At 55.0% G+C, this 13483-nt stretch carries 10 protein-coding genes; 2 read left to right on the forward strand and 8 right to left on the reverse strand.

The window, feature by feature from the left end; translation table 11 throughout:
- Nucleotides 1–39: 39 nt before the first annotated feature.
- Entirely contained in the window at nucleotides 40–1671 is a 1632-nt protein-coding gene (locus AC01ZF_RS14940; protein ID WP_476575468.1) for an ATP-binding response regulator, read from the forward strand.
- 114 nt (nucleotides 1672–1785) lie between these two features.
- Here AC01ZF_RS14940 and AC01ZF_RS14945 read toward each other — a convergent pair whose 3' ends face one another.
- The 4 genes from AC01ZF_RS14945 to AC01ZF_RS14960 all read right to left on the reverse strand — a co-directional run bounded on the left by AC01ZF_RS14945 (nucleotide 1786) and on the right by AC01ZF_RS14960 (nucleotide 8547).
- Nucleotides 1786–2793: a glycosyltransferase family 2 protein gene (locus AC01ZF_RS14945; RefSeq protein WP_428112676.1), complete on the reverse strand. Its 1008-nt coding sequence runs from the start codon at nucleotides 2791–2793 to the stop codon at nucleotides 1786–1788.
- Between the two features lie 14 nt (nucleotides 2794–2807).
- Nucleotides 2808–5135: a SpoVR family protein gene (locus AC01ZF_RS14950; RefSeq protein WP_428112678.1), complete on the reverse strand. Its 2328-nt coding sequence runs from the start codon at nucleotides 5133–5135 to the stop codon at nucleotides 2808–2810.
- A 23-nt stretch (nucleotides 5136–5158) separates the two neighbouring features.
- Entirely contained in the window at nucleotides 5159–6262 is a 1104-nt protein-coding gene (locus AC01ZF_RS14955) for a DUF444 family protein (protein ID WP_476575469.1), read from the reverse strand.
- Between the two features lie 206 nt (nucleotides 6263–6468).
- The gene (locus tag AC01ZF_RS14960) at nucleotides 6469–8547 is read right to left on the reverse strand and encodes a PrkA family serine protein kinase (protein ID WP_424675434.1); all 2079 of its coding nucleotides are present in this window, start codon (nucleotides 8545–8547) and stop codon (nucleotides 6469–6471) included.
- Between the two features lie 307 nt (nucleotides 8548–8854).
- Between AC01ZF_RS14960 and AC01ZF_RS14965 the strand changes: the two genes are divergently transcribed.
- Nucleotides 8855–9370 (forward strand): CvpA family protein, encoded by a 516-nt coding sequence (locus AC01ZF_RS14965; RefSeq protein WP_424675428.1) that lies wholly within the window; start codon nucleotides 8855–8857, stop codon nucleotides 9368–9370.
- Between the two features lie 14 nt (nucleotides 9371–9384).
- Here the strand turns inward: AC01ZF_RS14965 and AC01ZF_RS14970 are convergent, their stop codons facing one another.
- The 4 genes from AC01ZF_RS14970 to AC01ZF_RS14985 form a co-directional block, all read right to left on the reverse strand.
- Entirely contained in the window at nucleotides 9385–10665 is a 1281-nt protein-coding gene (locus AC01ZF_RS14970) for a glycosyltransferase family 4 protein (RefSeq protein WP_428112680.1), read from the reverse strand.
- A gap of 6 nt (nucleotides 10666–10671) precedes the next feature.
- On the reverse strand, nucleotides 10672–12435 hold the full coding sequence (locus AC01ZF_RS14975) for a dynamin family protein (protein WP_424675426.1): 1764 nt from the start codon (nucleotides 12433–12435) through the stop codon (nucleotides 10672–10674).
- A gap of 31 nt (nucleotides 12436–12466) precedes the next feature.
- On the reverse strand, nucleotides 12467–12811 hold the full coding sequence (locus tag AC01ZF_RS14980; protein WP_424675425.1) for a hypothetical protein: 345 nt from the start codon (nucleotides 12809–12811) through the stop codon (nucleotides 12467–12469).
- 163 nt (nucleotides 12812–12974) lie between these two features.
- The gene (locus AC01ZF_RS14985; protein WP_424675424.1) at nucleotides 12975–13370 is read right to left on the reverse strand and encodes a response regulator; all 396 of its coding nucleotides are present in this window, start codon (nucleotides 13368–13370) and stop codon (nucleotides 12975–12977) included.
- Between the last annotated feature and the right edge of the window lie 113 nt (nucleotides 13371–13483).

Here is a 13483-nt window from a genome sequence, read left to right on the forward strand (position 1 = left end):
GTCGTTTCGTCTCCATGTTTATTTGAGGTACAATACCCTATGACGTTAACGGTTGAACAACGGGTGTTAATGGAAACCGGTAGTGCGTATTTGATCGTTGATCGCGATCTACGGATACACCGTGTCGGTGGTTTGCTGAGTGTGCTCGGTGACGATTCACCGATTGGTTTGTCTTTGACCGAGGTGATACCGGAGTTGTTCGGTAATGAATCGGCATTGGCTGACATCCTTAACGGTCAGCTTGACCGGTTAAGCCTCCCGTTGATCAACCGTTCGCTGCCTGATGGCTCGGTACGTTATCTCGATTTGCTGACGGTACCGCATACCGATGATAATGGTACTATTGTCGGGCTGATCCAAATCGTTGTCGATACGACGCACCGCAGCATAACGGAACAATTGCTCACGCAGCGCCGCAATGAGTTGCATTTGCTGAAAGATCATATTCAGCGCCAGAATGTGGAGCTTGCGCGGATTAATGCTGGTTTGTTGCGTGTGACCAAACTAAAAGATGAGTTTCTCGCCAGTATGAGTCACGAAGTGCGTACACCACTGACCGCGATTCTGGGCTTGGTCGATGTGTTACGCGCGCAATTGGTCGGGCCGCTGAGTGAGGAACAGATGAATGCGATCAATGGGATTAAACAGGGTGGTCAACATTTACTGGCACTGATTAATGACTATCTCGACATTGCCAAGATTGAAGCCGGGCGCTTAGAACTCGATCTGACGCCGGTGTCTGTGCATGATATTTGTCAGTCGCTGCGCCCTATGATTGCCGATATGGCAAAACGCGCCGGTCTCCAGTTGGTCTACGATTTCGATCCCACGGTACAGGTTATGTTGGCCGACGCGCGCCGGTTGCGTCAAATTTTGATTAACCTCCTCTCAAATGCCATCAAGTTTACGCCGGCTGGAGGGAAGGTCGGGTTAGAAGTACGCGGTGATGCCGAACGCGGGGCCGTCCGCTTTACCGTGTGGGATACCGGGATAGGAATATCAGCTGAAGATGCAGCTCGTTTGTTTGAACCGTTTCAACAGATTGAGAGTGAACGCCAAAAAGAAGTAACCGGGAGTGGGCTTGGTCTGGTATTGGTAGCGAAATTGGCCCGCTTACACGGTGGGAGTGTGAGTTTGGAGAGTGAGGTGGGGGTCGGGAGCCGCTTCCACGTGGCGTTGCCGTGGGAACCCGATGAGCAACAACGGTTGTTAGCGTGGTTTTCGGAGGAACGACAGAAAGAGGCAGAGCTGCCTTTCGATGTGCCTCCTGCATCACCGTTGGCCGGTGATCGTCCTTTGCTGGTGGTTGAGGACGATCTGTCTACCGCCGCCCTCTTTTCCCAATACCTGACACATTGTGGCTATCGCGTGGTTCATGTCGAGTCGGGTGAAGAGGCGTTGGCGTATGTCCAAGGTGATATGCCTTGCCTTGTGCTGCTCGATGTACGCTTGCGGACAATGGACGGGATAGAGGTTATGCGTCATTTGCGCAACGATCCGATGACGCGCAACCTGCCGATTCTGGTATTGACGGCGTTGGCAATGCCGGGTGATCGTGAGCGTTGTCTGGCCGCTGGGGCTGACGATTATCTCGCCAAGCCGGTGCGGTTGCGCCAATTGGCCGAGCGGATTGCGCTGTTGCTCGAACAGAAGGCGTTGGCCGCGAGCTAACACCTACGTGACGAAAAGACCTCTCTGTTCGGTCGCCAATTCCAATTGACGAACGTGCCGATGGTGGGTGATTGGAAGTTCGGCCTGTACTTACCACCTATATGAACTGCAACCTCACCGTCGGGTTTGCCATCCCCACCAACTACCGATCCGATCGGCAATGTTGCTGTCGAACAGCCGATCAATTAAGGCTAGTGGCAATTTTGCTAACCGTGGTCGCCAACCCGCTAAGGTGAAGGCATACCCCGCATAACGCAGCGCCATCGGTGGTTGCCCCCTACGTGCTTCAAGATTGGCCATTGCGGCGTAGATGTTGGCAAGGACGGCTCGCCGTGCCGGACGTAGATGTGGGAGTGCAGCAAAGCTCTCCTCGGCGATCTGTAACCATTCGCGGTAGAAACCGGCAAACTGTGCAACTGTCTTTGAGGTAGTGTGTAAGCGATAGGTCGTAAGGATGGTATCGGTTGCGATGAATGGACCGTACCGTGCGATTTGCATCCAATATGCCGTATCGAGTGCGTAACGGAGCCGACAGTCGAGTGGACCGGCTCGTCCCACCGCTTCGCGACGCAGAAAGACCGTTAGTTGCATTGGGATGAGGAGACGTAACAGCGCGAGTGGATGGTAGGGGCGGGCAGCAATCATCCGCAGAACACGTCCCTGTTCGTCGGTATAGCTTGCGCCGGCATAGGCGGCAACTGCGTGTGGATGCGCGTGTAGCGCTGCAACTTGTGTCGCTACTGCATTTGGGTAGTAGGTATCGTCACTATTGAGCCACGCGACAATCGCACCACGTGCGCGCGCCCAGCCGCAATTGATCGCGTCGGCCTGGCCTTTATCTTCACCCACCACGATATGCAGGCGCTCGTCGTCGGCGAAGGTGCGCAGTACTGCCAGTGTCTCGTCAGTGCGTCCCCCGTCGATTACCCATACTTCGAGGTTAGGATAGCGCTGATCGAGGATGCTGCGCAGCGTTTCGCCGATAAACCGCCCCTGATTCGGCGATGGTACGACAATGCTAACCAGTGGTTGGGTCGGATCACGGATGACCGGTGGTGGGAGTGCAGTTGTCCGTTGCATATAGCCGACCCAGGCCGGATATTCCACGGCAAGTGGCACCATGCAATGAGCCACCTTTAATCCATCCGTCGTTCGCTGAAGTCACGACCATCGAACGACAGTAACCGACGCTTTTCTTCGATCACCGTCTCCAAATGCACCGGACGAGTCCAAATCTTGTAGAGGTTGCGCATGGTCTCACGCGCATAATCCATCTTGAGATCAACCCCTTCGTGACGGTGGCGCAAGTAGAGTTCGCCGCGGTTGCCGTAGTTTCCATCCTCAACCAAAATCACCGGCTGCCCGAAGTTCGTCAGGCGGAAGAGCAATTTCTCCTTCACTTCCTTGAATTCGCGTGACGCAATCTCGTACAGGTCGGTATCGCGATTGTAGCGGAAGGTGAAGAGCTTCTGCTCCATCACAAATTCCGGCGTGAGGAACTCATCAATAAACGTGACATCGTTGTAGAGCCGGCGTACCTCAAAGATCTTCTGGCGGCCAAGCCCTAGCTGCTTATCCCACGAGCGTTTGAGCGCGATGTCGTCGCACTCTTCGTACTCTTTGCCGAACTTCCCTTTATTCCAACGATCCTCAATGTCGCGCAGCAATTCTAACCCAAGCTTATAGGGGTTCAACCGACCACCGCTCGTGGCAACGACTCCGGAGTGCAGGTCGGCAAACGCAATAATCTCGGCTGCCGAAGCCACATGCCTGGTCATGATGGTGCTATGCCAGTAGCTGTTGTGATTGATGAAGCCCTGCGCCGCGTAGCGATGCGTTTCAGTAACTGAGATATCGTAGACATCAGTAGTGCCGTGTTCAATCGCAACGACGTCATCAGTCCATGCGACGGGCGTGGAAGGGACCAGCAGAGCGCGCTCAAGTGCAGCAGCATCAGCAATATACAAGCTGGCATCTCGTCGTGTCGCCAGTACACCCAGATTGAGGAGCAGCAACTGAACCGTTGCGGCAACGCTGTCGGTGGGGCAGGTGATCGTCATGCTGTTGTCGGCCAAGCGTGGAGCACCGACGCAGAAGGTACGCAAAAATGCGACCACCTGTGGTCGTGGTGAACGACAGATGGCAGCGAGCGCACGATGATCGGCACGGATTGCGCATGATCGACCGAGCTGAGCGGCTAGTGCCTCGTCGACCACCACCTCAGCAGTGCGTCGGTAGGAGCGGTGATGCGAGGGAACTGGCTGTGTCACGGTGTTAGCCGGCACGTAGGCCAACACCCGCTTGAGTTTTGGTCGGCGGCGCAGCGTAGCCGGCGTCGTCGCCCACAGCTCGGCGCCACCGGCGATTCTCACCTGATCACCGCAGTGCAATTCATCGAGTCGACGCCATTCACCGTTGGCAAGTAGGATACGATGATTATGTGAACCGGTCAGCGTCAAACCGGTACGGGTACGGATCGTAACTGTCGGATAGGCCGTAAAAACATTCCAGTCGTAAACCGTCTGCTGGCGCTGACCATCGCTCACACGCGCCGTGAGGCGTTGCGTGACTACGTCGCGGATCGGGATCAGGCCACGGTCAGTCACTATCAGACTATCGCCATGAAGGCAAGCCCACCCCTCATTGAGGATTTTGGTCATACCTTGTGGGGCAAAATAATACGCCTCATCGCGGATAATTTCGAGAACAGTATGTTGCCAGTTCTCAAGCGGGGCAAAATTCATGAGGAAGAGCAGTACATCGCGCTGGGGGTTTTCAGGGAACCGGCGCTGACGAGCGCGTTCCTCTTCAAGTTTACGGCGTTGGACTTCGAGAAACTCCGGTGGATTGATATAATCGCGCATATACTCACGCTCTACCGGCAAACCCTCAACCACCGGTGGTTCCTCATCGTTAATCAGCGGGCGTGGGGTGACGGCTTCAGGCCGACGGATATACGGTGCGTGGTAATCGATCAGGTTTTCCAACGACAAGCACGTATCGATAAACTCCTCAACCTGATCGTAGCCGATTCGGTCAATAATTCGCTGGATCCGGGCAGCGTGGTTTGCCATCGTATCGAGCATCTTACGGTTGGTATGGGCAAACCACATATTGTTCTTGAAGAAATCGACGTGACCGGTGACATGAGCCATCACCATTTTCTGGGTCACATCTTCATTCCCTTCCAGCAGATAGGCATACGCCGGGTTATTGTTAATCACCATCTCGTAGATGGTGCTGCCCGCCCAAATATGGCCCTTCAGCAATTGGTCATACTCCATACCAAAGCGCCAGTGTGGGTAGCGCGTCGGGAAGCCGCCGAATGCCGCCGTCTCATAGAGCGTGCGGTAATCGAGCACTTCGTAAATAATCGGAAAGAAATCGAGGCCATAGGAGCGGGCGATCTGCTCGATTTCCTGACGCGCCTGTTCGAGATGAGCGGGAAGGCGGGTACTCTTCATAGACACACCATCAAAACCTGGAATTAGCGACCTTTGCCGAGAAAGGCGCGGATCGCGTCGTAAATATCATCACGATCGGCAATCTCAGCAATAACGATCCGGTCATCACCGCGCAGATACTCTTCCAGATCGTGCGCAAAGCGGCCCGAACCGTAAAGTGAGCGAACCTGACCGTAGCAGAACAGGTTGACCTTGAGTAACAACTCACGCTTGAGCAGCTCGACACATTCACGTGTATCGCCGCCGCCCCAGTTATCACCGTCGGAGAAGTGGAACGGATAGATATTCCATTCGCTCGCCGGGTAGCGCTCGTCGATCATCCGATTACAGAGTTTATACGCCGACGAAATCTTGGTACCGCCACCTTCGCGAATGTGGTAAAAAGTCTGTTGATCGACCTCTTTGGCGGCTGCATCATGCACGATATAGCGAATCTCTATGGACTTATACTGCGAGCGCAACCAAGTCTCGATCCAGAACGCGGTCATGCGCACCAGCTCTTTCTGCTCGGATCCCATCGAACCCGACACATCCATCATATAGATAATGACGGCGTTACTTTCGGGCATGAGGGTTTCTTTCCACGAGCGATAGCGCATATCCTCGGGGATAGGGACGACGAGCGGATTATTTATATCATACTCACCAGAGGCGATCTGGCGTCGAAGGGCCTCTCGGTAGGTGCGCTTGAAATGACGCAAGGAGTTCGGACCGGTACGGCGAATACCGCTATACTTATCCTTCTCGCTGATCAGATTCTTCTTCCCTTTTGGCTGAATATTGGGGAGTTGCAGCTCTTCACCGAGAATCTGAGCCAATTCTTCGATGGTAATATCAACTTCGAGAATATGTTGACCGGGTTCGGCGCCGGCCTGCCCTGCACCTTGTTGGCCGTCACCTTGCGCGATCGGATCACCGACATCGCCATCACCCTGCCCAACACCACCGGCTTGTTTGGCGCCGTAGCGGAATTGGGGAATATCGATCTGCGGCATGGGAATACTGACGTAGCGTTGTCCTTGTCGCCCGATCAGTTCTCCCTGCGACATATATTTGCGCAGATCTTTTTTAATCCGCCCGCGTACAATTTCGCGGAAGCGGCTCAGATCGCGTTCAGCGCGTTTCATTGACATCGACATAGGCGTACCCATCTGGTAAACGAGGGAAGGATGGTCTTATCCTGTCATCTTCCCTCACCATGCGACTGCGATGGCGGAACGACATAAGCGTACCCACAGCTCTCAACGGGTACGGGTTGGGGCGGCTATTAGAGCCGCCCCGGTGACGCTCTTTCATCGTAGACGCGAGCAATCTCATTTGTCACGTGCCGACTCTAGCGGCGTGTATCACCGCGGGCAAAGATCGACGCCACGTAATTCAGAACATCGGTCGCCGACTGCTCGTTGTAGCCGAAGTCACGGATCAACCGGGCCTTGACGACATCGATCTTCTCTTGGGTATCTTTATCGATCACTCGTGAGACGAGCGAGGTGAGCTTGATACTATCCTTCTGATCCTCGAACAGTTTTAGCTCAAGGGCCTTATGGAGTCGCTCGTTGGTACGGTAATCGAACGTCTTCCCCTCGATAGCTAGCGCCCCGATGTAGTTCATAATCTCACGACGGAAGTCATCCTTACGCGACTCGGGGATATCGATCTTCTCCTCAATGCTGCGCATCAGGCGTTCATCCGGCTCTTCGTACTGACCGGTATAGCGGTTGCGAACCTTTTCGCGCTGGGTGTAGGCTTTGATGTTATCGATATAGTTTGCGCACAGCCGCTTGATCGCCTCTTCATCAGCCGAGATAGCGCGTTGGACTTCATTCTTCACGATCTCAGTATACTCCTCGCGCACGACGGCCAGCAGGTCGCGGTAGCGTTTGCGCTGCTCTTCGTCGGTAATCAGGGCATGGTTCTTGAGGCCGCTCTCGAGTTCGTTCAGCACCATGAAGGGGTTGATGTAACCCTCTTCCTGATTGCTGACCAGCGCATTCGAGATCTTGTCTTGGATGTAGCGCGGCGAAATGCCCTCCATACCTTCGCGCACCGCCTCTTTGCGCAGCTCCTTGATGTTGTCCTCAGTAAAGCCGGGCAACGTCTTCCCGTTGTAGAGCTTAAGCTTTTGTAGCAGGGTTAGGTTCGGCTTCTTCGGTTCTTCGAGGCGGGTGAGCACCGCCCACATGGCGGCCATCTCGAGCGTATGCGGCGCGATATGGACACGCACCTTCTTCTTATTGAAGTCGCGCTCGTAGATCCGTACCTCATCGCGCAAGCGGGTGACGTAGGGAATATCGATGCGCACCGTGCGGTCTTTCAGCGCCTCCATAAACTCGTTATTTTCGAGACGGCGATATTCCGGCTCGTTGGTATGGCCGATGATCACCTCATCAATGTCGGTTTGCGCAAACTTCTTCGACTTGATACGATGTTCTTGTGACGCACCGAGCAGATCATAGAGGAAGGCGACATCGAGCTTGAGCATCTCGACAAACTCGATGATGCCACGATTGGCGATATTAAACTCGCCGTCGAAGTTAAAAGCACGCGGATCAGAGTCCGATCCGTAGATCGCAATCTTACGGTAATTGATGTCACCAGTTAGTTCAGTGCTATCTTGATTCTTCTCGTCTTTGGGCTGGAAGGTGCCAATCCCGATCCGATCTTGCTCACTAAAGACAAGACGCCGCACACGAATATGGTTCATGACCTTAAGCCAATCACCATCGTAGCGCTGCATCAATTCGCGGAAGTGGAAGCGGCAGACCGGACACAGATCACCCTCGACCCGGATATGGCGATCGGGATCAAGGTTTTCGTTAATCCGCTCGATGAACGGCGCACGCAACTCACGCGGAATGAGGTGCAGCGGTTCTTCGTGCATTGGGCACTTTTCCCATTCCGACTCGGGGACCTGTTGCCAATCGAAGGTGTCATGGTTTTCGATGACACCGGTGTACCAGTCGTAGGTGTACAGTGCGCCTTCTTCGGTGCGGGAATAGTGCTCGAGACCACGTTTCAGTCGGCGCACGATGGTCGATTTCGACGAACCGACCGGCCCGTGCAAGAGCAGCACCCGCTTTTCGGTGCCATAGCCGCGTGCCGCTCCTTTGAAGAAGTTAACCAGCCGCATGAGCGGGATTTCGAGGCCGAAGATGGCATCATCGCCGTCGAAGGACTCGTCGGAGAAGAACTTGTAGCGAATGAGTCGCTTCTTGGCGTCGATAAATTCCTCGGTGCCATACGACATAATCATGTCGTAGACCCGCTGAAAGGCGTTACGGGCAACTTGTGGCTTGCGGACGACAATGTCGAGATACTCGGCAAAGGTCCCGCGCCAGTTAAGCTGTTGAAATTGGCGGCGATCCTGCTGCTCGCCGATCATCTTCATCAGCTCGAAACCGGATAAAGTCATGCTCATACATCCTCCTGCTGAGGGGTATTCTCACCGACGATCCGGTGAGGTGTGTGATGGGGCGCGGATGAGCATCAACATCGGGGGTGATGCTCTCCCACAACCAGGATGCCAACGTGCAGGGTACGAACTGGCAGGTGGGCGGTGGTGTTACCGCATGCCAGTGAGCTCGCGCGCCGTATGTGACAGCTTTGCGTGCTCTGGGAAGCAAAACGAGGAATCTTTCAGGTGAAGGTATTATATCAAGGTGTTTATCGCCCGTCAAGAACTTTATGTCGTGTTGATCATTTGTTCAGGGAGGTCATCGGTGACAAATGTAGATCTGGTGATAATTGTGGTGGTTGGACTGTTTACGATTTTCGGGATGTATTGGGGTATCATCCGCCAGGTGTTGGCCGTGGTTGGTTTGGTGGTGGGTTTGATGCTGGCCGGTCAGTATGGCTCTGAAGTCGCCGTATGGTTAGGCTCGTTTATCACCGACCCAAATCTTGCCCAGAGTGTCGGGTTTATCCTGGTATTGTTGACGGTCAGTAGTGTGAGCAGTTTGATTGCTTCGTTATTACACTCGTTAGCGGGCCTGGTATTCTTGGGTTGGCTCGATCATCTCCTGGGTGGTGTTCTCGGTTTGGTGCAGGGGGTCTTGGCGGTAGCGGCGGTATTGATCGTGTTGGTGGTATTTCCGGTTGATCCGTACAGTGGTTGGTTACGTAGTTCGTTGCTGGCCGGCTGGGTGTTGCGTTTGGGTGAGCCACTAACCTTACTGCTGCCGGATCTGTTTGCCGCGGCCGTGCGTACATTTAACGAATTTGGTATCTTGCCGTAAGGCGTGCGGGCATGTTACCGGCTGCTATTCCGGTGAGCTAGTGCTGTATAGAGCGCCTCGTAGCGGGGTAGTAACCGGTTGGCATCAAAACGTTCAGCGGCGGTGGCGCGCGCGGCGGTGCCAAGGCGTTGACGCAGAGCCGGGTCGTTAAGTAGTCGGATAACCCACTCTACCATCGTCGTGACGGTTGGGGCGAGGATGCCGGTTTCACCATGCCTGATGATGTCGGGGGTACCGCCGGTCGGCATCGCGATGATCGGTGCGCCGAGCGCGGCTGCTTCGATGAGTGCACGGGCTAGCGGTTCACCCCAATTCGATGGGAAGAGCAGGACATCGCAACGGGCCGTCAGGCGGAGTAATTCATCGTGTTCGACCCATGCCAGTACCCTGCCAGATAAACCACTGGTTGCCAACGCATGATCAATCGCAGGGCGCAATGCACCATCACCGGCAATGAGGAGGGTGAAGGGCGGAAGCTCGTTCCGACGGGTGGCAAGGTCGTTGATCACGTCGATTAGGAGTTCTGCACCTTTGTTTGCTTCGAGTTTGCCGGCAAACAGCACAAGGGTACCTTCCCACGTGGTCTGGGGTGGCGTTGCAGCGATTGCGTCACTCGCGGCAATATCAACCATGTTGGGTAGCACGTGAATGCGCACCGGATCGACGATCCCGGTCAGTCGGCGGGCGATGTAGTTGCTGGGTGCGATCACAGCATCAGCTTGAGCGAGCAGGGTTGCACGCTTGCGCAGATGGGCGACAATGTAGGGAATGGCCGGCCACGCCAATACCCCGCGTAGTGGACCGAGACGACCGATGAGATCGGTGGCAATCGCCGGGAGCGATCGACCCGGGTGCGGAATCCGGTTGCCGTGTAACCCGGTGGCAAAGTAGTCCCACGGCCAATGGTCACGGACCGTCACGACGACCGGTACGCCGAGGGAAGTACCGGCTATTACGGCGGCAGCAGCGGTTTGGGTGTGTTGGGCGTGAATGACATCCACTTCACCGAAGTCGCGCACGGTGGTCATTATGGTCTGGGCTAAGCGCGGCCAGAAGCGTTCGTAGCGAAAATAGTTTTGGATGAAGGGAATGGTTGGTGCCGCATATGGTACACGCTGCACCGGCAGATGACCGTTATGGTCAATGAGAGGCCTACGGCACGGCGTGCGGCAGGGTACGATAACCCGTACCTGATGACCGCGTGCTTGTAAGCCGGTGGCTAAGGCATAAGCACTCCATGCCGCTCCGCCTCGCCCGTCGGGTGGGAAGACATCTGACGGAATGAGGATACGCATTGTTACTCATCCGACCTGCTTAGCAAATTTCTCCACCGCCACGGCAAGATCAGAGAATGTGCGCTGCAAATCGAGCAATTGCTCTTGCTGGGCACGAACAAAGCGGATGAACGGCGCATTGCGCTCACGAATCTGGAGCACGGTCCGTTCGCTCTCACGGTCGATCTGTTGACGCAACGAGGTGCGTAACTGCTCACGCACTTCATCGATCTTTTTATGCAGCGTCTCTTTGGCTTGACGGCGTTTGGCCGGTAAAATAGCGAGACCGAGGCCGGCAACCGTTAATGCCGCCAGAATACCGGTCATATCAAGCAGGACGGTGTGAAAAATAGCGACCAACGTTGCACCAAGGCCCAATGCTCCAACACCGGTAATGGCTGTGGCCGCAACTGAGGATTGGAGTTCACCGGCGAGTTGGTGAGCCTCGGCTTGCCGGTCGTAACCGGCGATAGCGGTATGTGCTGCCTGGCCGATACTTTCGAGTAATGCTTGTCGGTTGTACGCGAAGCTCCCGCCGACACTCCCCACCATCTGTTCGCGATGTGCTAAGGTGCGTTGCCGGATAAACTCATCGACGCTCTGTTGGAGGCGAAGGTTCTTTTCCATCAACCAATCGATGAGTTTTTGCACTTGTTTGTCGATCTGTTGATAGGCATCACCGATCACCGTTTCCTCAAACGCGGCGCGCAGACGGTCGGTGTCGATCAACTCGCGAATACGAGTGAGACGGATCGTCTCATCGCAAAAGCGCTCACCACGTTCTTGTATTGATGTGAGCACACGGTCGATCTCGGCGAGATAATACTCGGCATCTTGGCGCAACTCATCACCAAACAGCACCAATTGGCGGTCGATCTGGTCGAGGGCTTGAATATCATCACGCAACGTCGCCAGACGGTCTTCGGTTGCGGTGAGATACTTGGTCGTAATCCGACGAGCTACACCGATTGGTGACAGTACCTTGAGGCGGAAACGGGTCTCTTCGTCGAGCGTATCGATGACAAAATGTTCGATGGCCGCCATCCCACTCGCTTGCCACTGTTCATCGGCATCATTGCCGGTTTGCTGACGAGCTTGTAAGGCTCGGCGTGCAGAGACCATAAACAGTTCAGGCGATTGTTCGAGAACACGGTTGACGTGTTCGCGTACAAATTGTGCCACTTGATCTTGCTCGGCGGCGGTGAGAATATCCGCTTTATTGATCACTACGACGATCTTTTTGCCCCACTCTTTGATCAGTTCAAGAAAAGCGCGTTCGCTTTCGGTAAAGGGGCGGTCTGCCGATGTGAGAAAGATCACCAAATCGGCTCGCGGAATATAGTCGCGAGTTAACCGTTCGTGATGACGGATTACGGCGTTGGTACCGGGTGTATCGACCACCGTCAACTGGCGGAGGATTTCGGCCGGATAGTGGTGCAGTCGCAGACCGGGTTCGATCAGCTCGTCGAACGGTTCGGGGCCATATTTGAGCAGCGTAATCGCATCTGTCGTCGGTGTAACCCCTTCAGGAAGAACTTGCGCACCGAGCAAGGCGTTGAGGAACGTTGATTTGCCAGAATTAAACTCGCCGGCTACCACGATCAAAAACAGTTCCCGCAAACTAGCCCGACTGCCTTCGAGCGCGTTACGGTCGGCAGGATCAACATCGGTGAAGCGCTCCAGGGCAGCACCGATCTGTTGTAACAGGTGCTCTAATTCGGTTAGGAGTGCGTCTTGTTGCTCGGTTGTGAGACGACGACGGCGAAAGAGTCCAAAAGGTAGTGTTATCACATTCCTCCTCAGACGTGTTGCAATGTGTGCTCTACACACCAAGATTACGGGTCACGACTGCCAGGGCTGCCAATGCGAGGGCTAACCCGAAGACTCCGTACAACAGGCCGGGGACGAGGTTGGCCCGATTCACTATGAAGCGTCGGGGTGGTCCACTCGTCTCGATGCGACGGCCTCGCCAATAAGTGACTCGGGTCGATGAACGGGTGCCGGGTAGATCAATCCCAAGCGTTTGGGCTGCCTGGTAGAGTAACCAACCAGCGGGTATGGCTAGCGCCAGCGCGGTGAGTGGCCACGGCAGACTGCGGGTGTTCGCGAGCACAACAATAATGATAAGTAGCGCAATCCAGCGCCGGTCAAAACGGAGCGCAGGCATAGATCACTCCTTTCCTACATGGGCATGATAGCACATCTGGAACAGTAGGGTAGTGTGCAATTGGAACGGTGGCGTGGCGGTTGCCGGAGATGAGGCAGTGATTGGAGGCTGGTCGAGGAGAGGCATAGCTCCCTATGCCCCTCCCTTTCTCCCCACCTATCACCTAATTGTTCACCACACCATTGGCCGAATGATGCAATGCCTGGACAACCAACGGTGCTAGTTCACGCAGCTCGATTGGCTTGGCTGCGTACAATTCCACTCCAAGTGCCTGCATCCGTGCTCGTAAACCGGGGGTATCGTAAGCGGTGAGGGCAAGGATCGGCAAGTAGGGCCGGTAGGTGCGCACGGCCCGGATTAGCGCAGCAGCGGCGCCATAGGGACTTGGATCAACGATCAACAGATCAACATTCCCGTTGGCACACGCTAGCCACGCCTCATTTGCGTTCGTGGTTGCCTGCACAATCACCTCATCGCCAAGCAATGTCTGCAAGCCACGCTGGGTGATGAGCGCTGCGGTTGGGTCATCGTCGTAAATCAGAATACGATAAGCCGCCATGGTACCAGCTTCCAGCTTATTGGCGTGTATTGGAGGGAGCCAAAGACTATGCTCTGAGGGTATGCTACTCTGTTGCTCGGCGGTCGGCGATACTTGAGCTAACAACGTATAGT

This window comes from Chloroflexus sp. (assembly GCF_056331925.1).